Annotated in this window: 20 protein-coding genes and 1 pseudogene; 12 read left to right on the top strand and 9 right to left on the bottom strand. The window is 71.5% G+C overall.

What is annotated here, in order from left to right:
• Position 1: 1 nt before the first annotated feature.
• Positions 2–937, bottom strand: coding sequence for a GNAT family N-acetyltransferase (locus IE269_RS12685; RefSeq protein WP_189822978.1), 936 nt, complete (start codon positions 935–937; stop codon positions 2–4).
• A 123-nt stretch (positions 938–1060) separates the two neighbouring features.
• Here IE269_RS12685 and IE269_RS12680 point away from each other — a divergent pair, with 123 nt between their 5' ends.
• Both IE269_RS12680 and IE269_RS12675 read left to right on the top strand, forming a co-directional pair.
• A complete protein-coding gene (locus IE269_RS12680) occupies positions 1061–1609 on the top strand; it encodes a DUF1707 and FHA domain-containing protein (protein ID WP_189822977.1) in 549 nt (182 codons plus the stop codon).
• 160 nt (positions 1610–1769) lie between these two features.
• Positions 1770–2198 carry an SSI family serine proteinase inhibitor gene (locus tag IE269_RS12675; RefSeq protein WP_189822976.1) on the top strand — a complete coding sequence of 143 codons (429 nt, stop codon included), beginning with the start codon at positions 1770–1772 and terminating at the stop codon, positions 2196–2198.
• 93 nt (positions 2199–2291) lie between these two features.
• On the opposite strand, the gene treY is transcribed toward IE269_RS12675, so the two are convergent.
• On the bottom strand, positions 2292–4688 hold the full coding sequence (gene treY, locus IE269_RS12670; RefSeq protein WP_189822975.1) for a malto-oligosyltrehalose synthase: 2397 nt from the start codon (positions 4686–4688) through the stop codon (positions 2292–2294).
• 81 nt (positions 4689–4769) lie between these two features.
• Between treY and IE269_RS12665 the strand changes: the two genes are divergently transcribed.
• Positions 4770–6077, top strand: a complete 1308-nt coding sequence (locus IE269_RS12665) for an MFS transporter (protein ID WP_189822974.1) — start codon at positions 4770–4772, stop codon at positions 6075–6077.
• Here IE269_RS12665 and glgX read toward each other — a convergent pair.
• On the bottom strand, positions 6037–8169 hold the full coding sequence (gene glgX, locus IE269_RS12660; protein ID WP_189822973.1) for a glycogen debranching protein GlgX: 2133 nt from the start codon (positions 8167–8169) through the stop codon (positions 6037–6039). The two genes, IE269_RS12665 and glgX, sit on opposite strands and share 41 nt — an antisense overlap.
• Before the next feature lie 264 nt (positions 8170–8433).
• Here glgX and IE269_RS12655 point away from each other — a divergent pair, with 264 nt between their 5' ends.
• Both IE269_RS12655 and IE269_RS12650 read left to right on the top strand, forming a co-directional pair.
• Positions 8434–9678, top strand: coding sequence for an SAV2148 family HEPN domain-containing protein (locus IE269_RS12655; protein WP_189822972.1), 1245 nt, complete (start codon positions 8434–8436; stop codon positions 9676–9678).
• 100 nt (positions 9679–9778) lie between these two features.
• The gene (locus IE269_RS12650; RefSeq protein WP_189822971.1) at positions 9779–10519 is read left to right on the top strand and encodes a 3'-5' exonuclease; all 741 of its coding nucleotides are present in this window, start codon (positions 9779–9781) and stop codon (positions 10517–10519) included.
• 25 nt (positions 10520–10544) lie between these two features.
• On the opposite strand, the gene IE269_RS12645 is transcribed toward IE269_RS12650, so the two are convergent.
• Positions 10545–11411, bottom strand: a complete 867-nt coding sequence (locus IE269_RS12645; protein ID WP_189822970.1) for a phosphotransferase enzyme family protein — start codon at positions 11409–11411, stop codon at positions 10545–10547.
• A gap of 231 nt (positions 11412–11642) precedes the next feature.
• Here IE269_RS12645 and IE269_RS12640 point away from each other — a divergent pair, with 231 nt between their 5' ends.
• From IE269_RS12640 to IE269_RS12615, 6 genes and pseudogenes are all read left to right on the top strand, one after another.
• Positions 11643–12572: a carbohydrate ABC transporter permease gene (locus IE269_RS12640; protein WP_438817552.1), complete on the top strand. Its 930-nt coding sequence runs from the start codon at positions 11643–11645 to the stop codon at positions 12570–12572.
• Positions 12569–13423, top strand: coding sequence for a carbohydrate ABC transporter permease (locus IE269_RS12635; protein ID WP_229897600.1), 855 nt, complete (start codon positions 12569–12571; stop codon positions 13421–13423). The genes IE269_RS12640 and IE269_RS12635 overlap by 4 nt, the downstream gene beginning before the upstream one ends.
• Positions 13423–14721: an ABC transporter substrate-binding protein gene (locus IE269_RS12630; RefSeq protein WP_189822968.1), complete on the top strand. Its 1299-nt coding sequence runs from the start codon at positions 13423–13425 to the stop codon at positions 14719–14721. The genes IE269_RS12635 and IE269_RS12630 overlap by 1 nt, the downstream gene beginning before the upstream one ends.
• A 25-nt stretch (positions 14722–14746) precedes the next feature.
• Positions 14747–16043, top strand: a pseudogene (gene mgt, locus IE269_RS12625) (macrolide-inactivating glycosyltransferase).
• Between the two features lie 330 nt (positions 16044–16373).
• Positions 16374–17558 carry a S8 family peptidase gene (locus IE269_RS12620; RefSeq protein WP_189822966.1) on the top strand — a complete coding sequence of 395 codons (1185 nt, stop codon included), beginning with the start codon at positions 16374–16376 and terminating at the stop codon, positions 17556–17558.
• Between the two features lie 154 nt (positions 17559–17712).
• Positions 17713–18264 (top strand): DUF1697 domain-containing protein, encoded by a 552-nt coding sequence (locus IE269_RS12615; protein WP_189822965.1) that lies wholly within the window; start codon positions 17713–17715, stop codon positions 18262–18264.
• Here IE269_RS12615 and IE269_RS12610 read toward each other — a convergent pair.
• Together IE269_RS12610 and IE269_RS12605 are read right to left on the bottom strand one after the other, a co-directional pair.
• Positions 18254–19024, bottom strand: coding sequence for a phytanoyl-CoA dioxygenase family protein (locus IE269_RS12610; protein WP_189822964.1), 771 nt, complete (start codon positions 19022–19024; stop codon positions 18254–18256). The two genes, IE269_RS12615 and IE269_RS12610, sit on opposite strands and share 11 nt — an antisense overlap.
• Positions 19025–19058: 34 nt before the next feature.
• A complete protein-coding gene (locus IE269_RS12605; protein WP_189822963.1) occupies positions 19059–19934 on the bottom strand; it encodes an AraC family transcriptional regulator in 876 nt (291 codons plus the stop codon).
• A 132-nt stretch (positions 19935–20066) separates the two neighbouring features.
• On the opposite strand from IE269_RS12605, the gene IE269_RS12600 reads away from it, so the two are divergent.
• Positions 20067–21086 carry a ketopantoate reductase family protein gene (locus IE269_RS12600; protein ID WP_189823310.1) on the top strand — a complete coding sequence of 340 codons (1020 nt, stop codon included), beginning with the start codon at positions 20067–20069 and terminating at the stop codon, positions 21084–21086.
• Here IE269_RS12600 and IE269_RS12595 read toward each other — a convergent pair.
• The 3 genes from IE269_RS12595 to IE269_RS12585 are packed head-to-tail and all read right to left on the bottom strand — an operon-like array spanning position 21083 to position 23732.
• Positions 21083–21844: a sirohydrochlorin chelatase gene (locus IE269_RS12595; RefSeq protein ID WP_189822962.1), complete on the bottom strand. Its 762-nt coding sequence runs from the start codon at positions 21842–21844 to the stop codon at positions 21083–21085. The two genes, IE269_RS12600 and IE269_RS12595, sit on opposite strands and share 4 nt — an antisense overlap.
• 6 nt (positions 21845–21850) lie before the next feature.
• Positions 21851–22918, bottom strand: a complete 1068-nt coding sequence (locus tag IE269_RS12590) for an ABC transporter permease (RefSeq protein ID WP_189822961.1) — start codon at positions 22916–22918, stop codon at positions 21851–21853.
• On the bottom strand, positions 22905–23732 hold the full coding sequence (locus IE269_RS12585; protein WP_189822960.1) for an ABC transporter ATP-binding protein: 828 nt from the start codon (positions 23730–23732) through the stop codon (positions 22905–22907). The genes IE269_RS12590 and IE269_RS12585 overlap by 14 nt, the downstream gene beginning before the upstream one ends.
• Positions 23733–23770: the final 38 nt, after the last annotated feature.

The following is a 23770-nucleotide window of genomic DNA, read 5'->3' as shown; positions in this document are numbered from 1 at the left end:
GTCAGCCCCAGGTCATATTCAGTGCCCGTTCGAAGTTGACGTAACCCGCGCGGGCGAAGGCCTTGGCCATCGGCACGTTGGCGAGGTCCGTCGCGGCGCGGATGCGCGGCACGTCCTCGGCGGCGAGCACCCGGGTGCCCTCGGCGAGCAGTTCGTCGATGTAGCCCCGGCCGCGGTGGGCGGGCAGCACACCGACGTACGCGATGATCGGGTGGTAGCTGTTGCGGGCCGGGACCACGAAGCCCACCGGCTCGCCGCTGTCCGCTCGTTCGGCGATCCGCCACCAGCTCTGCGGCGTCTTGAAGTGCGCGAACTCCTCGTCGTAGTGCAGCTCGGCGGCCTCGCGCAGGCTCAGCCCGCCCGCCAGGTCGGCCTGGCTGTGCGCGTCGAGGGTGCCCTCCATCACCGGCGTCATCAGCGTCACCAGGTCCTCGCGGTCCTTCACCGGCCGGAAGACCAGCCGCCCGGACGGCTCCGCCACCGGTGTCCCCGGACGCCACTCCAGGCGCAGCCGCTCCACCATCAGGCGGGCGCCGGTCGACTCCAGGATCCGCATCCGGGACTCGACGACGTCCCGGTGGGCGTCGTTCTCCCGCCAGTCCGGCGGGACGAAGCGCCCGTACTCGGGCCACTGGGACACATCGGCCGGGAGGACGGCCTCCGCCGCCCGTCTCAGCAACTCGGCCCCGACCTCGGAACGTTCCGGCTCCGGAAGCGAGTCGTCCAGGTCGAAGAAGTCGAGGGCCTGCGGAGTGCCGCCCTTCCGGCCGGTCCACCAGGAGATCCTGGCCAGGACCCGGTCCTCGCGCACGGCGACCCACATCCAGGACGGCAGCCGGCGGCCCTCGGCGAGGTCGTCGGCAAGCTCGTGGTCGAGCGTGTAGGACAGCCGGCAGAACAGATCGAGCTCGTCGGCACCTGTGAGCGGGCGGAACATTATGGACAAAGGTGCTCCCTGAGCAGTGTGTTGTCGCAGATCAGTACGGTTATGACGTGTGCACGATGCCAGAATTCCCGGCGCGCTGGACACCTTGGCCGTATCGGCCCGACAATCTTCCCTGTGACGCCCTCCTACGAGCCCCACACCTACCCGGCGAGGCTCTCCGACGCCGAACGGGACCGTGCGCTGGCCGTGCTCCGTGAGGGCGCCGCCCAGGGCAAGCTCTCGCACGAGACATTTCTGGCGCGGATGGAGCTGGCCCTCGCCGCCCGGCAGTCCGCCGACCTCGCGATGCTCACCTCCGACCTGGAGACCGACGGCCGCTGGTCCCGCCGGATGTTCGGCGCGGTGAGCCGCGCCTCCGCCTTCACCGTGCGGCTGCGCAGGGCCTGGACGACCGAACGGCTGCCGAAACTGCTGCTGCCGCAACCTGGGCCCACCCCGCTGCTGATCGGCCGCGACATCGGCAACGGCCTGCGGCTCAGCCACGAGACCGTCTCCAGGCGGCACGCCGAACTGCTCCGCCAGGGCGGGCTGTGGATCCTGCGCGACCTCGGCTCGACCAACGGCACCTGCGTCAACGGCCGCCGGGTGACCGGCACGGCCGTCGTCAACGACGGCGACCAGGTCAGTTTCGGCCGCATGTCCTTCCGGCTCTCCGCGAGCTGAGGCGGGTCGAGGCAGGTCTCAACCGGCTCACGTGCTCATGGGTTGCGCCCGTGTGGGCCGTTCGGCCCAGCGCGGGTCAACGTGCGCCGTCACCGTGCCGATGCACGCACCGGCGTGGACGACCGTCCGCGCGGCACCCGTGCACAGAACGGTGACACCCATGTCGGTAGTACGAAACGCAGCGCGCAGGACCCTCGTCGCGGCCGCCGCCTCCGCGGCCCTCTTCGCCTCCGCGGGCGGCGCCTCCGCCCAGGAGACCCCCGTCCGGCACCCCGGCAACTGGATGTACGTCGCCGTCGTCGAGGGCGAGGGCGTCATGGGCGACGTGCAGGGCACGCTCCTGAAGTGTCCGCCCGCCAAGGGCGCCGGGCACAAGAACGCCGCCGCTGCCTGCAAGCAGCTCGCGGCCGTCGACGGCGACATCGCGAAGATGAAGCGCGCCGACGTCGCCTGTCCGATGATCTACAAGCCGGTCACGGCCATGGCCTACGGCATGTGGGACGGCCGCCGCATGGTGTTCGCCAAGAACTTCCCCAACGCCTGCGTCATGGGGGCCTCCACCGGCTCCGTCTTCACGATGGGCCGCTAGTACGGCAGTTGGCCTCCAGGTCCCCGAGGGTCTGCCCCGCAGGGGCCTGGAGCCACTCCCGGCACAAGTGGTGCGCCTCCAACCCCGCCGCCTCTACGAGGCAGCGCCAGGAGCCCGCACCAGCAGTGCCACCGGGCGCTCCGTCAGGAGTTCCGAGAGGGGCACCGCGCCCTCGAACTCGCGGCCGCCGCCCAGCCGGTCGGCCCACCGGCCCTCCGGCAGCGTCAGCACCGTGTCCCGCCAGCCGCCCGACTCCGCCAGCCGCAGCGACAGCCGCGTCACGGCCGTCACCGTCTCCCCGGAGCGGGCGAAGGCGACACAGTGCCGGGCGGCGGGCCCCGAGGCCGTCAGCGGGGCGTACGTGGCGCTGTCGCCGAACACCTGAGGCCGCTCCCGGCGCAGGGCCAGGGCGGTCGTCGTCAGGTGCAGCTTCTCGTCGGAGAGGGTGACCCCCCTGGGGGCGTCGGCCAGGGCGCGCGGGTCGTAGGCGACGGGGCGGCGGTTGTCCGGGTCCACCAGCGCCAGGTACTCGCGCTCCGTTCCCTGGTACAGCTCCGGCACGCCCGGCATCGTGAGCTGCACCAGCGTGGCGCCCAGCACGTTGGCCCGGGTGTGGGGCGACAGTTCGCGCGAGAAGAGCGAGAGTTCGTACTGGGCGCTGCCGCAGGGGCCGGAGCGTACGAAGGCCTCCAGGGCCTGTTCGTAGCCCGCGTCCTGCTCGGTCCAGCTGGTGTGCAGGCCCGCCTCGCGGGCCGCCTTCAGCAGGGCGGGGGCGAGGCGGTCCGGGCCCGCGTACGGGACGGCGGCGGCCGTCTGCCAGCCCGTCCAGGCGGCGTGCGGGTCCGGCGCCGCGGCCGTCTGCGCCCAGCGCCGCAGCAGGCCCGCCCAGCGCTGCGGGCACTCGGTGAGCACCGCGAGCCTGGCCCGTACGTCCGCGCTGCGCTTGGTGTCGTGCGTGGACAGCACGGTGCCGGTGCCCGGCCAGTCGCGGGCCAGGCGCGCACAGAACGCGTGGAACTCGTCCGGAGACACCGCCGGCCGCCCCGGGTCCCCGCCGACCTCCGCCGCCGACAGCAGCGGTGCGTAGCGGTAGAAGGCGGTGTCCTCCACGGACTTCGCGCGCAGCGCCGACGACGTCTGTGCGAACCGTGCGCAGAACGCCCGGTGGTCGGGCCCCGACCCCAGCCGCCCCAGCGCCAGTTCCCGTACGACGTCGACCGCCGTCGCCTCCTCCGGCACGGAGAACGCCGCCTTCGCCTCGCGCACCGCCTCCGGCGGCAGGGTGGCCTCCGCCTCCTCCGGCGTGGGGCCGCCCGCCGCCACGTAGGGGCGGTACACGGGCATCCGTACCAACAGCTCGTGCAGCGCGCTGTGCAGCGCCCACGGGGCGTGGTCCCGCAATGCAGGGTCGGCGGCGCAGATGCGGCCCGCCGCGCGCACCAGGAAGGCGGTCTCGGCGGCCAGTTCGTGAGTGAGGACCCGGTGGGCGGCGCGGCGCACGGTGGCCGCCCAGTAGCCGCCCCGGTCGCCCGGCGGGTCGGCGAACGCCCGGTACAGCTCGGTGAGTTCATCGGCGCCCGTAGGATCGTTGAACAATCCGTCGATCCGGTGCAGGGCGTCGTAACCCGTGGTGCCCGCCACCGGCCAGTCGGCGGGCAGCCGTTCGTCACCGGTGAGGATCTTCTCCACCACCGTCCACACCGGCCCGTCCACGGCCTCCTCGGTGGCGCGCGCCAACTGACGCAGGTAGTCGCCGGGAGCGGCGAGACCGTCCGGGTGGTCGATCCGCAGCCCCTCGACGACGCCCTCGCGCACCAGCTGGAGGATCTTCGCGTGCGAGGCGGCGAACACCTCCGGGTCCTCCACGCGCACCCCTATGAGGTCCGAAATGGTGAAGAACCGCCGGTAGTTCAGCTCGGTCCGGGCCAGCCGCCACCAGGCCAGCCGGTACCACTGTGCGTCCAGCAGCTCCGGCAGCGGCAGCTTCTCGGTGCCCTCGCGCAGCGGGAAGGCGTGGTCGAAGTAGCGCAGCACCCCGTCCTCCACGGACAGGTGCGCCAGCTCCTCGCCGAGCCTGCCGCCCAGCACCGGCAGCAGCACCTTCCCGTCGCCGCCCTCCCAGTCCAGGTCGAACCAGCCCGCGTACCGGGAGGCGGGACCGTCCTTGAGCACCTCCCACAACGGCACGTTGAGGACCTCGGGGGCGGGCACCGCCATGTGGTTGGGGACGATGTCCAGGACCAGGCCCAGCCCGTGCGCACGAGCCGTGCGGGAGAGCGCCCGCAGGCCCTCCTCACCGCCCAGCTCCGCGCGCACGTGCGCGTGGTCCACCACGTCGTACCCGTGCGTGGAGCCGGGAACTGCTTCCAGCACCGGCGACAGGTGCAGGTGCGAGACCCCGAGGGCGGCCAGGTACGGCACCGCTTCCTCGGCGGCCGAGAAGGGGAAGTCGGGCTGCAACTGGAGGCGGTAGGTGGAGGTCGGCGTCATGCGAACGTACGTACCCGCATTCGGGGCTTCTGTGTCATCGACCCATGCGTCCGCTCACCGGCACCGGGCTAATTTCGCCTGATGGCTTCAGAGACCAAGACACCTCAGCAGAAGGAAGGTTCAGGCGCTCTGCGGACGTACCGGAAGAGCTATCAGGAAGCGATAGCACTCACCGGCCCTGTACTGCCCCTGGTGTCCTTCCTCGGAAGGCTCCCGCTGGCCATGTGCCAGCTCGGCACGCTCCTGCTGGTCGCCGAGACCAGCGGCAGCCTCGGCACCGCCGGACTCGTCGGCGGCGCCCTGGCGGCCGGACAGACCGTCGGCGGCCCCCTGCTCGGCCGGGCCGCCGACCGGCGCGGACAGCGCCTCGTGGTGCTCCTGGCGACCCTCCTCAACGCCGTCGCCGTCACCGCCCTGGTGCTCGCCGCACTGGCCCGCCTCGACACCTGGCCGCTCGCCCTGATCGCCGTGGTGGCGGGCGCGTCCGTGCCGCAGATCGGCCCGATGTCGCGCACCCGCACCCTGGCACTGGCCCGCCGCAAGGGGGCCGACGACCGGCTCGTCGGCACAGTGCTGTCCTTCGAGGGCACCCTCGACGAGGTCACCTTCGTCCTCGGCCCGGCCCTGGTGGGCCTCGCCGTCGCCGTCGCGCACCCCGCCGCCGCGCTCCTCGTCGCCGCCGGACTTCTCGCCGTATGCGGTACGTGGTTCGCCCTGCATCCGACGGCGTCCCTGCTACGTCCCGCCGCGCACACCACGTCCGGCGAACGCAGTAGGCTGCCCGGTTCGGTGTACGCGCTGCGCGTCGCGATGGCCCTCCAGGGCGCCATGTTCGGAGCCTCCCAGGCGGGCATCACCGCCCTCACGGAGGACCTGGGGATGCCCGAGCAGGCGGGTCTGGTGTACGCCGCCATGGGCGTCATGAGCGCCGTCGCCGGATTCTCCATGGCGGCCGTCCCGGCGAGCGTGGCCCTGAGCACCCGCTGGCGCATCGCCACCGCCGCCCTGGTGGTGCTCTCGGTGCCGCTGCTGTTCGTGTCGCAACTGTGGCCGCTGTACGTCGTCGTGGTCGTCCTGGGCGTCGCCTACGCCCCCAACATGATCACGATCTTCGGGCTCACCGAACGCGTCGTCCCGGCGGGCAGGCTCGCCGAGTCCATGGCGTACCTCATGAGCGGCATCGTCGGCGGGCAGGCGCTCGCCCTGGCGCTCTCCGGCCGCCTCGCCGAGTCCAGCGGGCCCGCCGCCGCCTTCGCGGTGGTTACCGGCGCGGCCGTCCTGTGCGCGGCCCTCTCCTGGGCGGTACGTCCCCGGGCGGGCCGGGAACGTACCGCAGCGACGAACGCGGTCACGCAGGACGCTGAAGCACCGTCAAGCACCGGCCGATGAGCGTGAGGCGCTCGCCCGCATCGAGCTTCGCGCCGGTGCCGGGCGGCACCCCGTCCTCCCGCGCGGTGTCCACCACGACCTCCCACTGCTGCCCGTGGTCCACCGGAACGCGGAACTCCAGGGTCTCGGCGCTGGCGTTGAACATCAGCAGGAACGAGTCGTCCGCGATGCGCTCCCCGCGGATCCCCGGCTCCGAGATCGCCTCCCCGTTGAGGAACACCGTCAGCGCCTTGGCGTGCGCGGCCTCCCAGTCCTCCTGCGTCATCTCCTCGCCCTCCGGCGTGAACCACGCGATGTCGGACAGCTCGTCCTGCGTGCCGCGCACCGGACGCCCGTGGAAGAAGCGCCGGCGCCGGAAGACGGGATGGTCGCGCCGCAGCGCCACCATGGCGCGCGTGAACTGCAGCAGGGTGCCGTCCTCGGCCTTGTGGCCGTCCTCGTCGGGGCCGGGCCACGGCACCCAGGAGATCTCGTTGTCCTGGCAGTAGGCGTTGTTGTTGCCGCCCTGGGTGCGCGCGAACTCGTCGCCGTGGCTGAGCATCGGCACCCCTTGCGACAGCATCAGCGTCGCCACGAAGTTGCGCATCTGCCGCTGTCGCAGTGCCAGGATCTCCGGATCGTCGGTGGGCCCTTCCGCACCGCAGTTCCAGGACCGGTTGTGGCTCTCGCCGTCCCGGTTGCCCTCGCCGTTGGCACTGTTGTGCTTGTCGTTGTACGCCACCAGGTCGTGCAGCGTGAACCCGTCGTGGCAGGTGGTGAAGTTGATCGACGCCAGCGGCCGCCGCCCGTCGTCCTGGTACAGGTCCGAGGACCCCGTCAGGCGGCCCGCGAACTCCGCTATCGTCTGCGGCTCGCCGCGCCACATGTCGCGCACGGTGTCGCGGTACTTGCCGTTCCACTCCGTCCACAGCGGCGGGAAGTTGCCCACCTGGTAGCCGCCCTCACCGACGTCCCACGGCTCGGCGATCAGCTTCACCTGGCTCACGACCGGGTCCTGCTGCACCAGGTCGAAGAACGACGACAGCCGGTCCACCTCGTGGAACTGCCGGGCCAGCGTCGCCGCGAGGTCGAAGCGGAAACCATCCACCCGCATCTCGGTCACCCAGTACCGCAGCGAGTCCATGATCAGCTGGAGCACGTGCGGCGAGCGCATCAGCAGCGAGTTGCCGGTGCCGGTGGTGTCCATGTAGTACTTCGGGTCGTCCGCCAGCCGGTAGTACGACGGGTTGTCCAGGCCCCGGAACGACAGCGTGGGCCCCAGGTGGTTGCCCTCGGCGGTGTGGTTGTAGACCACGTCGAGGATGACCTCGATGCCCGCCTCGTGCAGCGCCTTGACCGCCGTCTTGAACTCCAGCACCTGCTCGCCCCGGTCGCCCCAGGACGCGTAACTGTTGTGCGGGGCGAAGAAGCCGATGGTGTTGTAGCCCCAGTAGTTGTTCATGCCCGCGTCGACGAGGCGGTGGTCGTTGACGAACTGGTGCACCGGCATCAGCTCCAGCGCGGTGACCCCCAGCTCCACCAGGTGGTCGATGATCGCCGGGTGCGCCAGCGCCGCGTACGAACCGCGCAGCTCGTCCGGGAGGTCCGGGTGCAGCATCGTGAGGCCCTTGACATGCGCCTCGTACAGGATCGTGTGGTGGTACGCCGTGCGCGGCGGGCGGTCGTCGCCCCAGTCGAAGTACGGATTGACCACCACCGACGTCATGGTGTGCGGCGCGGAGTCCTGGTCGTTGCGCGCGTCCGGCTTCCCGAAGTGGTAGCCGTACACCGCCTCGCCCCACTCGATCTCCCCGCTGATCGCCTTGGCGTACGGGTCGAGCAGCAGCTTCGCGGAGTTCGACCGCAGCCCCTGCGAGGGGTCGTACGGGCCGTGGACGCGGTAGCCGTAGCGCTGGCCCGGCATGATGCCGGGCAGGTAGGCGTGCCGTACGAACGCATCGCTCTCCCGCAGCTCGACGGCGGTCTCCGAACCGTCGTCGTGCAGCAGGCACAGCTCGATGCGTTCGGCGGCCTCCGAGAAGACCGCGAAGTTCGTTCCGGCGCCGTCGTACGTGGCGCCCAGGGGATAAGCCTCTCCCGGCCAGACCTGCATGCGATCGACTCTTCCACTTCTGATCCGGGTGGTGCGGAGCGACGGGGGACGGACGAGCGGGTGACGAACGAGTGCCGTAGCGTCAGATCTTCCCCCGAATCGTGCCCCAATGCGGGCCAATCGCCGGGTGGTTGTGGCCGTCTGGGGGAACGGCTGCACCGGCCGCCCCTCCCGGAGTACCCTTCCTTGATCGTCGGCGGAGGCCGGACGGCACACGGTCAGTGGACCGACGGCAGACGGAAGCAGGCAGAAGGCGGTGCGTGGGTGAGCTCGGGAGGGCTGGAGCTACCCCCAGGTGACACGGGTCACGAGGGGGGCTCGGGCGACATCCCGCCCGGTGCGGTCTCGCTCGCGCGACCGATGGAGATCGGCGCGGAACTGGACTGGGACACGGACGCCTGGAGCGAGGTGCGTACGCGCGCGCAGCGGGCGGGTCGCGCCTACATCTGGCTCAATCTGGTCGAGCAGCGCATGCGCGCCGTCGTCGCCGCCGTCCTGCGCCCGGTGTACGAACCGGTGCACGGCGACGAGTGGGTGGTGGCCGCCGCGGGGCCGGCCGGGCAGGAGTGGGTGCAGCGCGCCGTCGCGGTGCGCGAGGTGAGCCGCCGCAAGGGGTACCTGCTGGACCCCGCCGACGACAACGTGCTGAGCTTCCTCACCCTGCCGCAGTTGCGCGAGCTGATGGTGCAGCACTGGCCCTGCTTCGAGCCGTACTACGACGACCGCCGCGACGTCGAGCTGGCGCTGGACGAGCTGGAGGTCACCCGCAACGTCGTCTCGCGCAACCGCGCACTGTCCCAGACCGTCCTCGCACAGGCGGAACGGGCCTCCGCGCGGCTGCTCGAAATCCTCGGCGCGGGCTCCGGCGCACCGTCGGCGGACCGGCTGCCGGTCGACGCCGTCGAGGACCTGGTGGGCGACCGGTACGCCGACGTCGTCTCCGTCCACTCCGACCGGGTGCGCCTCCAGCGGCAGCTGCCCGCCGAGGACCTCTTCGGCGGGGCGCGGCGCGTCGACGCCATCGGGATAGGCCTCAACCTGCTGGTGCAGAACTTCTCCGGGCGCAGGCTGGTGCGGCTCGCCGAGGCGGGCTGCCGGGTGCGGCTGCTCTTCCTCAACCCGGCCAGCAGCTCCGTCAAGCGGCGCGAGCGGGAACTGGGCCTGCGCAAGGGCGAGTTGAGCCGGTCCGTCGAGATGAACATCCTGCACATGCGGCGGGTGCGGGCCAGCCTGCGCGACCCCGGGGCCTTCCAGATCCAGGTCTTCGACGAGACGCCGCGCTTCACCGCCTACCTGGTGGACGGCGACGGGCCCGGCGGGCTCGCTGTCGTGCAGTCGTACCTGCGGCGGGCGCGCGGCATGGAGGCCCCCGTGCTCGTGCTGCGCGGCGGCGGGCGGGGCGGGCGCGACGGGGTGGTGCGGCACGGGCAGGAGGCCGAGGCCGGGCTCTTCGAGACGTACCGCGAGGAGTTCGAGTCGGTCTGGACGGATTCGCGCCCGGTCTCCTGAGCCCTCCGCGAACGCCTTCGGACGATCTTCGGGCCGGATTGTCAGTGCTGCGTGCGAGGGTTGTTCTCCGTTGGGGGAGAACACTCAAGGAGGCCCAGGAATGGGATGGCACGGGGAATCGCTGATCGGCTTCGACCTGGAGACCACGGGCACGGAGCCGCTGGAGTCGCGCATCGTGACCGCGGCGGTCGTGGAGGTGCGGGGCGGGGAGGTCGTCGCGCGGCGGCTGTGGCTGGCCGATCCCGGCGTCAGAATCCCGGCCCAGGCCACGGCGATACACGGCATCAGCACCGAGCGTGCGAGCGCCGAGGGCCGCCCGGCCCGCGAGGTCGCCGACGAGGTCGCCGACGTCCTGGTCGAGCACTGGGCGCAGGGCGTGCCGGTCGTGGCGTACAACGCGGCCTTCGACCTGACGCTGCTCTCCGCCGAACTGGCCCGGCACGGGCTGCCCGCACTCGGCGACCGCCTCGCCGCGATCACGGGGGAGCAGGGCATCGGGCCGGTCGTCGACCCGCTCACCATCGACCGGGCCGTCGACCGCTACCGGCGCGGCAAGCGCACCCTCGAAGCGGTCTGCGTGGAGTACGGAGTGGAGCTGGACGGGGCGCACGAGGCGTCGGCGGACGCCCTGGCGGCCGTGCGGGTGGCGATCGCGATAGCCGAGCGGCACCCCACGATCGCCGGACTCGCCCTGCCGGAACTGCACCAGGAACAGGTGCGGTGGTACGCGGACTGGGCCACCGGCTTCCAGGAGTTCCTCCGGAAGAAGGGCACCGCCGATGCCGTCATCGACCCCGCCTGGCCACTGCGCGCCCCGAGCCCGGCCACCACACAGGGCTGACCGGGCCACGGGGCCGGCGAGCCCCTTAGAACGGGTACCAGCGCACCTGCGGATCGTTGTCCCGCAGCGAGCGCACCCGGCGGCGGAACTCCGCGAGTGCCTTCGGGTTGGTCGGCGCGTGCTGGGCGACCCAGGCACAGCTCGCCGTCTCGCGGGCGCCGCGCAGCACCGTCCAGCCGTCCCACGCGCGCACGTCCCAGCCGTACGTGGCGACGAAGGCGTCGTACCGCTCCTCGGGCAGCCCGTAGCGGTCCAGCGAGAGGGCCATCACCACCAGGTCGTGCTCGCGGAAGTCCGAGGAGAAGGTCTCCAGGTCGACCAGGACCGGACCGTCGGGGCCGACCATCACATTGCGGGGCAGCGCGTCCCCGTGGATCGGGCCCTGCGGCAGATGCGGCACGAGCGCGGCGGCGGAGGCGGCGAAGCCGTCCCGGCGGCCCCGCAGATACACCGCGTCCTCCGGGTCGATGGCGTCGCCCGCGAGCCGCAGCCACCGCTCGACCCCGTCCAGCAGGTCCCGTGGCGGCAGCGTGAACGGCGGGGCGGGCAGCGCGTGCACGAGGTTCAGCAGCTCGGCCACGTCCCGCGGCTCCGAGGGGCGTACGGCGTCGGGCAGCCGGTGCCACAGCGTCACCGGGTGCCCGTCCACCAGCCACGGCTTGTCGGCGGCGGGGCGTACGGCCGGGACGCCGACGTCCGCCAGCCACGCGCCGACGGCCAGTTCGCGCCGGGCGCGGGCCGCGAGGTCCGGGGAGCCCCGGCCGACCTTGGCCACGAAAGAGCCGTCGGGACTCTCCACCGCGAACACCGCGTTCTCGCCCAGGGACACCAGTTCCGCCCCCGCGCCGAGGCCGGTGGCCTCCAGCACCTCGCGTGCGCGCTTCTCGTCCATCGTCGTGCTTCTCCCGTGTGCCCGGTGGTGTGCGTCCGGCCGGTGCGGCGGCGGCCGGCCACTGCTCGGCCGGTGCGCCGTCAGCGGCGAATCCGACAAAGTCTCGCATCCGTGCAGGTTGGCTTGACGAACCCACGGGCCGTCAGCACGATGACGGGTGCCGCTGGACGGCCAGAACGGTACAAAACGCCCGAAGTGAGCAGACTGCCCGAAGGAGCCGCATCCGTGACACTGGCGACCGCACAGGAGCAGTCCGGGAAACCGAGACAGCGGGAGCCGGGCGGCGGAGGACGCAGGCCCGACTTCGGGACCTGGTTCCTGGTCCTGCCCGCGCTCCTCCCCATCCTGATCCTCAGCGTCGGCCCGCTGCTCTACGGCATCGCGCTCGCCTTCACCGACTCCCAGTCGGGCCGCACCGCCCCCACCCAGTGGATCGGCACCCTCAACTTCTCCGACCTGCTGCACGACACCCTCTTCTGGGACTCCTTCCGGATCGGCCTGCTCTGGGCGGTCGGCGTCACGATCCCCCAGTTCCTGCTGGCCCTGGGCCTGGCCCTGCTGCTCAACCAGAATCTCCGCTTCCGCTGGCTGGCGCGGGCGCTCGCGATCGTCCCGTGGGCGATGCCCGAGGTCGTCGTCGGCATCATGTGGCGGCTCGTCTACAACCCCGACGCGGGCATCCTCAACGAGACGCTCCGCAATCTGGGCCTGGGGGAGGGCCGCGACTGGCTCACGGGCCTCGCCACCGCCCTGCCCGCCGTGATCCTCGTCGGCATCTGGGCCGGCATGCCGCAGACCACCGTCGCCCTCCTCGCCGGACTCCAGAACACCCCGCACGAACTCCACGAGGCCGCCGCCCTCGACGGCGCCGGCGCCTGGCGCCGCTTCCGGGCCGTCACCTGGCCCGCCCTGAAGCCGATCGCGCTGTCCGTCACCGCGCTCAATTTCATCTGGAATTTCAATTCCTTCGCCCTGGTCTACGTCCTGACCAGCGGCGGCCCCGGCGGCCGCACCCGGCTGCCGATGCTCTTCGCCTACGAAGAGGCCTTCCGCTACGGGCAGTTCGGGTACGCCGCCGCGATGGGCTGCGTCATGGTCGCCGTCATCTCCGTACTCCTCGCCGTGTTCCTGGCGGGACGGCTCAAGGGAGGCGACAAATGAGCCTCACCTCCGGCCCCATGCGCACCAGCAGGCCCGCGCGCGCGGGCCAGTACCTGGCGCTCCTCGCCTACCTGGTCTTCCTCGCCTTCCCGTTCCTCTGGCTGATCTCGACCGCCTTCAAGTCCCCGCGCGAGCTGGGCGACCTGCACCCCACCTGGATCCCCAAGGACCCGAGCCTGGACAACTTCCGGCAGGCCTTCGACGAGCAGCCCCTCCTCGAAGCCGCCGGGAACAGCCTGATCGCGGCGCTCGCCGCCGCCCTCATCGCCGTCGTCATCGCCACCCCGATGGCCTTCGTGATGGCCCGCCACCGCTCCCGGCTCACCACCGCCGCCACCGGGTGGGTCGTGGTCAGCCAGGCGTTCCCGTTCGTCCTCGTGATCATCCCGCTGTTCCTCATCCTGAAGAACCTGCACCTGATCAACTCGCTGCCCGGCCTGATCATGGTGTACGTCGTCTGGTCGCTGCCCTTCGCGCTGTGGATGCTCGTCGGGTACGTGCGTGCCGTGCCGCGCGAGCTGGAGGAGGCCGCGGCGGTCGACGGCGCGAGCAGGCTCCGTACGCTCGTCTCCGTCACCGCACCGCTGCTCATGCCCGGACTGGTCGCCACCGCGCTGTTCGCTTTCATCACCGCATGGAACGAGTTCTTCTTCGCGCTCGTCCTGCTCAAGTCCCCGGAGAAGCAGACCTTGCCGGTCGTCCTCACCCACTTCATCGGCGCGGAGGGGGCGGCCGACCTCGGACCGCTGGCCGCGGCCGCGTTCCTCGCCACCCTGCCCTCGCTGGTGATCTTCGCGATCATCCAGAAGCGGATCACGGGCGGCATGCTGGCCGGGGCGGTGAAGAGCTGATGCGCACCTTCCGTACGGTCACGGCCCTCGCGGCGGCCGCCCTCCTCCTCACCGGCTGCGCGCAGGCCGAGCGCGGCCCCGACAAGGACGGCGTGGTGCACCTGCGCTTCCAGTCGCTGGCCTGGCAGAAGGAGTCCGTCGACATCAACCGGCAACTGGTGAAGGAGTGGAACGCCGCACACCCCAAGGTCCAGGTCGAGTACGTCCAGGGCAGCTGGGACAGCGTCCACGACCAGCTCCTCACCTCCTTCGAGGGCGGCGAGGCGCCCGACATCATCCACGACGCCTCCGACGACCTCGCCGACTTCTCCTACGGCGGCTACCTCGCCGACCTGACGAAGCTGCTGCCCGCCCGGTTGAAGGCCGACATCCCGCAGCAGAGCTGGGACACCACCACCTTCGACAAGAAGGTGTACGGAGTCCCCTTTCTCCAGGAACCCCGCGTCCTGATGGCCAACGAGAAGCTCCTCAAGACCTCCGGCGTCCGCGTTCCCACCCCCGAACAGCCGTGGACCTGGGAGGAGTTCCGGCAGGTGGCGAAGAAGCTGACCACCGACATGGGCAAGGGGAAGTACGGCGTCGCCTGGCCGCTGAAGGAGCCGGTCTCCGCCACCCTGAACCTGGGCCTGTCGGCGGGCGGCGAGCTCTTCCACCAGGGCGACGACGGGAAGACCACCATCCGCTTCACCGACGCCGACGAGGTCGTCCCCGGCACCGTCCACGACCAGGTGAACACCGACGGCTCCGCCTCCGCCGCCACTCTCGGCATGGGCGGCTCCGACACCCTCCCCGGCTTCTTCGGCGGCAAGTACGCGATGGTCCCGCTCGGCTTCTCCTACCGCCAGCAGATCTCGCAGCAGGCCCCCGAGGGCTTCCCCTGGACGGTGCTCCCGGCCCCGGCGGGCAAGGACGGGCTCACCCAGGGCGTCAGCCCGCAGACCCTGTCGGTCGCCGAGGACAGCCCGTTCAAGAAGGAGGCCGTCGAGTTCATCGACTTCTTCCTGGCGCCGGAGAACATGGCCCGCCTCGCCAAGGGCGACTGGATGCTGCCCACCGGCAAGGAGGCCCTCAAGGACCCCTCCCTGCACACCCCCAAGGACGGCTGGGCCACCGGCACCGCGCTCGCCGCCCACCTGCGCTCGGCCCCCGCGCAGTCCGTGCGCGGCTACCCGGAGTGGAAGGACAAGGTCGCCACCCCCGCCTACCAGGAGTTCTACAGCGGTGCGATCGACGCGGCCGAGCTGCGCCAACGCCTGGAGAAGGAGGGCAACTTGGTGCTCGCCCGCTACCAGCGCTGAACCGGGCCCGGGGCCGGAAACGGGACTGGCCGCCGGCCCGGGCCCGGGGCCGGGCACAGGAGGGACCCGCCCCCGAAAAAGATTGCACGAGACGTATCGTCTCGCATACGGTGCAGATCATGAACGCCACGCCTCGCGCCGCCGCGCACATCGCCATGTTCTCCATCGCCTTCCCCGGCCACGTCAACCCGAGCCTCGAAGTCGTCCGCGAACTGGTCGCCCGCGGCCACCGGGTGAGCTACGCGATCCCGGAGTCGTACGCGGAGAAGGTCGCCGCGACCGGCGCCGAGCCGGTGATCTACACCTCGACCCTCCCCGACGAGAACGCCGACCCCGAGATCTGGGGCACCGAACTGGTGGAGAACCTGGAGCCGTTCCTGGAGAACGGCATCCACGCCCTCCCGCAGCTCATCAAGGCCTTCGAGGGCGACGAACCCGACCTCGTCATCCACGACATCACCGGCTACCCGGCCCCGATCCTCGCCCACCGCTGGGGCGTCCCCGCCATCTCGCTCTCGCCCAACATGGTCGCCTGGGAGGGGTACGAGGAAGAGGTCATGAAGCCCATGTACGCGGGCCTCCTCGCCTCCGAGCGCGGCCAGGCGTACATGAACCGCTTCCAGAACTGGCTGCGCGAGTACGGCATGCCGGCCGACGACTTCTTCTCCTTCATCGCCCCCACCCGCTCCCTCGTCCTCATCCCCAAGGCGCTCCAGCCGAACGCCGACCGGGTGGACGAGACGATCCACACCTTCGTCGGCGCCTGCCAGGGCAAGCGCGCCGACCAGGGGGAGTGGCACCGCCCCGCCGACGCCGAGAAGGTCGTCCTGGTCTCCCTCGGCTCCTCCTTCACCAAGCAGCCCGCCTTCTACCGCGAGTGCCTGGGAGCCTTCGGTGACCTGCCCGGCTGGCACCTGGTGCTCCAGATCGGCAAGTTCGTCGAGGAGTCGGAACTCGGCGAGATCCCGGCGAACGTCGAAGTGACGCGCTGGGCACCGCAGTTGGCCATCCTCAAGCAGGCCGACCTGTTCATCACGCACGCGGGCGCGGGCGGCAGCCAGGAGGGTCTCGCCACCGGTACGCCGATGATCGCCGTCCCGCAGGCCGTCGACCAGTTCGGCAACGCCGACATGCTCCAGGCCCTCGGCGTCGCCCGCCGCATCGACACCGAGGACGCCACCGCCGAACTCCTGCGCAGCACCGGCGAGTTGCTCGTTTCCGACCCCGAGATCGCCCGGAAACTCGCGGGCATCGCGGCCGACATGGCGAAGGAGGGCGGCACCAGGCGCGCCGCCGATCTCATCGAGTCAGAACTCCCGTAACGCGAGCGCCTATTCACTCTGTCCGCAAATGCGGAGATGAAGAAAAGAAGTGAAGGAGCCCGCCCCTTGCGATATTCGCAAGGGGCGGGCTTTTTGTGAAGGCGTTAACTGACTTTGAAGTAAGCCCAGTTGGGGGTACGTCCGACTCGGCCTGCACTGTCCCCATTTTTGATTACGGATTTTTGTTTAATGCATTACGGCCGTATGGAGGTCTTGATCTGACGCCGTCAATCCGCCAGTGTTTCGACCCAACCCCCGGAGGGCTTCCGGTCCTTGGGGGCTACCCCCACACATTCCCCCCACAGAAGAATGGCGAGGAGACCCCTCTTCATGGCCATGAACAAGACCAAGCTGATCGCGGCGATAACCACCGTCGCCGCCGTGGCAGGCATGTCCGCCCTCTCCGCCCCCACGGCGGGTGCGGCCCCCGCCGAAGGCACCGTCTACGGCGCGAACGCCGAGGGCGCGGTGGCGGGCAGCTACATCGTGATGCTCGACAAGAAGGCCGACAAGAAGGCCCTCGCCAAGACCTACGGCGGGGAACTCAAGCGGAACTACAGCTCCGCCATCAACGGCTTCTCCGCCTCCGGCCTCACCGCGACCGAGGCCAAGCGGCTCGCCGCCGACCCGGCGGTCGCCAAGGTCGTCCAGAACAAGAAGTTCCACGCCGACGCCACCCAGGACAACCCGCCGTCCTGGGGCATCGACCGCATCGACCAGGCCGACACCGCCCCGGACAAGAAGTACACGTACCCCGACAGTGCGGGCGAGGGCGTCACCGCGTACGTCATCGACACCGGGGTCCGCGTCACCCACAAGGACTTCGGCGGCCGCGCCTCCTCCGGCTTCGACGCCATCGACAACGACGACAACGCCGACGACGGCAACGGCCACGGCACCCACGTCGCCGGCACCATCGCCGGAACCGCGCACGGCGTCGCCAAGAAGGCGAAGATCGTCGCCGTCCGCGTCCTCGACGACTCGGGCTCCGGGACCACCGAGCAGGTCGTCGCGGGCATCGACTGGGTGACCGCCAACCACAAGGGCCCCTCGGTCGCCAACATGAGCCTGGGCGGGGGCGCCGACCCGGCCCTGGACGCGGCCGTCAGCAAGGCCATCGCCTCCGGCGTCACCTTCGCCGTCGCCGCCGGGAACGACGCCAGCGACGCCAAGGACTACTCCCCGGCCCGCGTCCCGGAGGCCATCACCGTCGCCTCCTCCGCCGAGGGCGACACCCAGTCCAGCTTCTCCAACTTCGGCTCGCTGGTGGACATCTACGCCCCCGGCTCGGACATCACCTCGTCGTGGAACGACAGCGACGACGGTACGAAGACCATCTCCGGTACGTCGATGGCCACCCCGCACGTCGTCGGCGCGGCAGCGGTCTACCTGGCCGGACACCAGGACGCCACCCCGGCCCAGGTCGCCGAGGCGCTCACCGGCGGAGCCACCCCGGACAAGATCTCCAACGCTTCCCCGGGCACCGCGAACAAGCTGCTCAAGGTCGTCGAGTAGGACCCCCTCCTCCTGGTGAGCGGGGCGAGCCCCACCTCGCCCCGCCCGCCCTCGGCCGCCGCGCTCTTCCCCCACGGGGCGCGGCGGCCGATCGCCGTTCCGGCCCGGGGGCGATCAGCGGCCGATTGTCAGTGGCACCGCCTATCGTCATGACATGACGACGAAGAGATACGCGGCCCTCCTGAGAGGCATCAACGTCGGCGGGGCCAAGAAGCTCCCGATGGCCGAACTGCGGGACCTGCTGGCCGAGTTGGGGCACACGGACGTGAGCACCCTCCTCGCCAGTGGCAACGCCGTCTTCACCGCCGCCGACGCCGCCTCCGAGGAGGAACTCGCCCGCGACCTGGAGACCGCGATCGAGAAGCGCTTCGGCTTCACCGTCGCCTGCCTCGTCCGCGACCACGCCTACCTGCGCGCCGTGGCCGACGCCTGCCCCTTCCCCGCCGCCGAACTGGAGGGCAAGCAACTGCACGCCAACTTCACCTCGGGCCCGCTCGACGCCGGGCGCTACGCGGGGCTCGACCCGGCCGCGTACCTCCCGGAGGAATTCCGCCTCGGCGACCGGGTCCTCTACCTCTACGCACCCAACGGCCTGGGCCGCTCCAAACTCGCCGAGGCCCTCGCCAAGCCCGCGCTCAACAAGGGCCTCACCGTCACCAGCCGCAACTGGAACACGGTGGTGAAACTGGTCGAACTCACCGCTTGAGCCCCCCGGGGGCCGCCGCAAGCACCGCCCGCTCCACCGGGGTCGGCTCCGCGCCCGTGAGGTCGAGCAGCCCGGTCGGCACCAGCGGCGGCTGGGCGATGAACCGGGGCGCCGTGCCCCGGACGCTCTGCGCGGAGTGGATCAGGAACGGATGGCACAGATACACGTCACCCGCTTCCCCCACCGCCGACACCTCACGCCGCCCCTCGCTCTTCGGCACGGCCTCCCCGCACAGCTCGAACCACTCGCGCCCCTCGTCACCCGTCCCCGCCAGCAGCGGCGGCACGTCCAGGTGCGATCCGACCCGGATCCGGGTCGGCGCGTCCTCGGGCCCGACATCGGTGAACAGGAACAGCATCAGCAGCGCCCGCCCGCGCGAGCGCAGGTTGACCCGGTACTCGCCGCCGCTCCCGTTGAACCCGGCGTCGAAGTGCCACCCGGCGTCACCGGGGTCCTTCTCGCTGGGGAAGCGCAGCGGAAAGGTCCCCATGCCCTGCGGCGCCTGCCACCTCCCCGGCCCCACGAGCCGGTCGTACGCCTCGTGCAGGACCGGCGAGTTGGCGGCCTCCCGGAACGGCGGGGTGCCCAGGCCCGGAATGCGTACGACCGGTTCGGTCCAGGTCGCGGGATCGTCGGGCCGGCAGCCGCTGGCCGCCCAGAGCTCGGCCGTGCACTGCTCCACGACCGGTCCGGGGACGGCACCCGGTATCCGGACGTACCCCTCCTCGACGAACGCCTCCGCCTGCGCATCGGTCAGCATGTACAACTCTCCTCGCCCATCCCTGTGTTGACAGTCATACGGACTCCCGCTCCACCGGGATCCACAGCTCCGCCTCGGCCTGCGAGGCGTCCTCGTTCAGCCGGGTGCGCAGGATCTCCGGGCCGGGCCTGCTGCGGTACGGATTCGACGGGAACCACTCGGTGAACACGTCCCGCCAGCGGAACTGCAGCGCCTGCGGAAACGCCCCGGAACTGGCGAACACCGCCCACGTCCCGGCCGGTACCTCCAGCACGTCCAGGTCCTCGGGGACGGAGGCCGCCCCGCTCACCACCGCGTGGTAGTAGTCGAGTTCGGTGCCCTCCGCGCGGCTGTCCGCGAGGTCGTCGCTGACGCCGACGATCCCCTCCGGCTGCTGGTCGGAGAACTCCTTGATCCGCTCCATCACTCCCTTGTCGATGCTCCGGATGAAGTCGCCGATCGCCGGGTTCATCCCCTCGTGCACGAGCGGCACCCGTGCCTTCCTGCCCACCACCCGGAAGGCGTCCTTCTCCACCACGCGGTACTCCATGCTGCTGTTCCCTTCGACGACGAGGCGGAAGGACATCCGGGGCTGGGAGCGAAGCACGGCTCCGGTCCGCCGGGCCTCGCCCGGGCCGACGCCGTGCATGGTGCGGAACGCGCGGGCGAAGGCCTCGCCCGAGCCGTACCCGTACCGCACGGCGATCTCCAGCAGGGTCCGCCGGTCGTCCAGCACCTCGGCACCCGCGAGGGTCAGCCGACGTCGTCGTACGTACTCCGACAGCGGCAGCCCCGCCAGCGCGGAGAACAGCCGCCGGAAGTGGTACTCCGACGTCATCGCGATCCGGGCCAGCTCGGCGACGTCCACGTCGGCCCGCCGCGCCACCTGCTCCTCGACGCGCTCCATGGCCTGATTGAGCCGTTCCAGCACTCGGGACTCCTTCTTGCTTCCTTCTTGCGCCTTCGACGGTAGGAGGAACCCACCGTTGCGCACCCGACATCCTGTGCCCGGAACGGTCGGGGCATGATCAACGGGATCGACACCACGAACGGGGAGGACCTCATGCGCTACGTCATCATCGGGGCCGGAGCGATCGGCGGAGTGGTCGGCGGGCGGCTGGCCGAGGCGGGGCACGAGGTCGTGCTCGTCGCGCGGGGCGCGCACCTGGCCGCCCTGCGCGAGACGGGGCTGCGGCTCACCACGCCCGAGGGCACCAGGACGCTGCACCTGCCGTGCGCGGAGGGCCCGCAGGAGGTCGAACTGCGGGCCGAGGACGTGCTCGTACTGGCGGTGAAGACGCAGGACAGCATCGCCGCGCTGGACGCGTGGAGCGGCCGGCCCGTCGCGGGCGGGGGCACGGCGGGCGAGGCGCTGCCGCTGGTCTGCGCGCAGAACGGGGTGGAGAACGAGCGGCTGGCGCTGCGGCGGTTCCGGCGGGTGTACGCGATGTGCGTGTACCTCCCGGCGACCTTCGTGGAGCCCGGGGCGGTGTCGGCGGCGGGCGAACCGGTCACCGGCATCCTGCACCTCGGCCGCTACCCGCAGGGCGTGGACGAGACGGCCCGCCGGATCGGCGCCGACCTGGAGAAGTCGCACTTCCTCGCGCCGGTCGTGCCGGACGCGATGCGGTGGAAGTACGGCAAGCTGCTGAGCAACCTGGTGAACTCGCTGAACGCGGTGTCGGGTTCGGCGGCGCTGGCCACCCCGGCGGGCCGGGACCTGGTCGACCGGGCGGCCGCGGAGGGCCGGGCGGCGCTGGCGGCCGCGGGCATCGCGGTGGCGAGCGCGGAGGAGCAGACCGAGGCGCGGGACGGCCGGATCGCCATGGCCGAGCTGCCCGGCGGGAAGCCCGGCGGGGGTTCGTCCTGGCAGAGCCTGGTCCGGGGGACCGGCAGCATCGAGGCCGACTACCTCAACGGTGAGATCTCCCTGCTGGGCCGGAAGCACGGGGTTCCGACGCCGGTGAACGACCTGCTGGGGCGCCTCGCGAACGAGTTCGCCCGGGAGCGGAGGAAGGCGGGGTCGCTGCCGGTGGAGGAGGTGGCGGGGGAACTGCGGGCCGGACAGGTCCCGCCCGGCTAGGCCGCCGCCACTCGGGCCGCCCTCGCCGCCTCCTCGTGGCGGGTCAGGACCAGGCGGGCCACCTCCGGGCAGTCGCCCAGGACGGGGGCCAGGAGGTCGGCGCCGCCGAGGGAGGCGCCCCGGGCGATCCGGTCCGGCAGGAAGCCGGGGGCAAGGACGTACGGGGCGACGGCCACCCGGGACACGCCCGGATCCGTACGGAGGGCGCGCACCGCGTCCTCCGTACGGGGAAGTGCAGCGGAGGCGAACGCAGGCCGCACGGAACGCCAGCCGGCGTCCCGCAGCTCCCGCGCAATTTCAGCGATCACTGCGATCGCCTCCGGGTCGGTGGAGCCCGCCGAGGCCAGGACGACCCCGGTCGAGCTCTTGTCCTCGGGCCGCAGCCCGGTTTCGTACAGCCGCCGCTCCACGGCACTGAGCAGGAGCGGTGACGGGCCCAGCACCTCGGCCCGCGTGATGCGCAGGTGAGGGAGGCGGGCGGAGGCCTCGTCCAGGACCGACGGGATGTCGGCCTTCGCGTGGAAGGCGCGGGTCAGCAGGAGGGGGAGGGCGACGACGTCGCGCACCCCCGCGCCGGCGAGGCGGGTCAACGTAACCGGAACGGAAGGGGAGTTGAAGTCCAGGAAGGACACCTCCACCCGCGTTCCCGGCTGCCGCTCCCGCACCCGTTCCGCCAGCGCGTGCACCGTCGCCGCGTGGCGCGGGTCGCGGCTGCCGTGCGCGATGAGCAGGAGGGCGGGGGAGGGCGCGGCGTACACGGTGGATCAGCTCCTGACGAGGAGGCCGCGGCTGCGGAGCACACGGCGTTCCAGGGGCGAGAAGAACAGCAGGTCGATGCCGATGCCGACGATCAGGATGAGGATGATCGTGGCGAGGACGCCGGACATGTCGCTGTTGACGCGGAAGTTTTCCATCAGCTGGCCCAGGCCCGTGCCCAGGTCCGGCGAGTTGGCGATCAGCTCGGCGGCCATCAGGGAGCGCCAGGAGAACGCCCAGCCCTGCTTGAGGCCCGCGAGGTAGCCGGGCAGCGCGGCGGGGAGCAGGACGTGCCGGACGCTGTCCAGCCCGCGTGCGCCCAGGGTACGGCCCGCCCGCAGGTACAGCGGCGGGATCTGGTCGACGCCGGAGACCAGGCCGTTGGCGATCGAGGGGACCGCGCCGAGCAGTACGACCGCGTAGATCGTCGCGTCGGTGAGGCCGAACCAGATGATCGCGGCCGGCACCCAGGCCACCGACGGCAGCGACTGGAGGCCGGAGAGGATCGGGCCGATCGCCGCCCGGACCACCTTGACCCGCGCCACCAGCAGGCCGAGCGGTGTGCCGATGGCGACGGAGACCAGGAAGCCGAGGGCGCCGCGCGAGATGCTGGTCCAGATGTAGCCGAGGAGGGTGCCGTCGAGCCACATCGTCTCGACGGCCTTCCAGACGTCGAGGGGGCCGGGAAGGACGTAGTCCGGCTTGAGGTCGGAGGCCGCGGCGAGCTGCCAGACGGTCAGCACGAGCGCGACGGCGATGAGTGGCGGTACGAGCTTGGACAGGGCGATACGGCCGAGACCGACGCGCTCGCGGGCGGGCGCGGTGTCGAGCGCGTCGAGCCCCGCTTCGAGCCCGGCGAGGCTCTCGGCGGTGCTGGGCTTCTTCGCAGTGCGGACGGAGCCCTCCGCGGCGTCCCCGGCGTCCCCGGTGGCCTCCGCGGTGTTCCCGGCGGCCTCCGTGGCTTCGGCGGCCGGAGGCGTCTTCGTACCCCCTGCGGCCGCAGGCGCTTCCGTGTCCCCGGCAGCCGGATCGGCCCCCGTGCCCCCCACGGCCGGAGTGGTCTCAGTGCTGGCCATGTCGGCGGATCTCCCCACGCAGCTGTTCAGTGATCTCTACGGACAGGTCGGCCACCGCCGCGTCCTCGATGCGGCGCGGCTGCGGCAGGTCGATCGCCCACTCGCGGGCCACCCGTCCGGGGCGCGACGACAGCAGGACGACGCGCTGCGCCAGCCGTACCGCCTCGCGCACGTTGTGCGTGACGAACAGGACCGAGACCGAGGTCTGGGCCCAGATGCGGGTCAGCTCCTCGTGCAGGACGTCCCGCGTGATGGCGTCCAGAGCGGCGAACGGCTCGTCCATCAGCAGGAGTTGGCTGTCCTGGGCCAGTGCCCGGGCCAGCGCCACCCGCTGGCGCATGCCGCCCGACAGCTCGTGCACCCGCTTGCCGTACGCGCCCTTGAGGCGTACGAGTTCCAGCAGTCGCTCCGCCTCGGGCTTGCGGTCCGACTTCGCCACGCCCCGCAGTTTCAGGGCGAGTTCGATGTTCTTGCCCGCGGTGAGCCACGGGAAGAGGGCGTGCTCCTGGAACATCAGGGCCGGACGCCCGCCCGGTACGTCAATGGTTCCGGCCGACGGCTTGTCGAGCCCGGCGACCAGGTTGAGCAGGGTGGACTTCCCGCAGCCGGAAGCCCCCAGGAGGGTCACGAACTCACCCGGGGCGACATCGATGCTGATGTCGTCCAGGACGAGCTGACGGGCCGAGCCGGGCCGGCCGAACGACTTCGAGACATGGTCGATACGCGCGGCGTACGACGAGGCCGATGCCGGTGCCGAGGCCTTGTCGGCGACCGGAGCGGCTGCCGCACCGTCCTTGACGAGTGTGCTGGCCATGGGTCTCACCTCCTGGGGGCTGGGGGTAGCTACGGGCT

The organism is Streptomyces spiroverticillatus, from assembly GCA_014650415.1.
Lineage (GTDB): Bacteria > Actinomycetota > Actinomycetes > Streptomycetales > Streptomycetaceae > Streptomyces > Streptomyces spiroverticillatus.
Note: the sequence above shows the minus strand (reverse complement) of the source record. Positions and strands in the feature narration are given on the sequence as shown.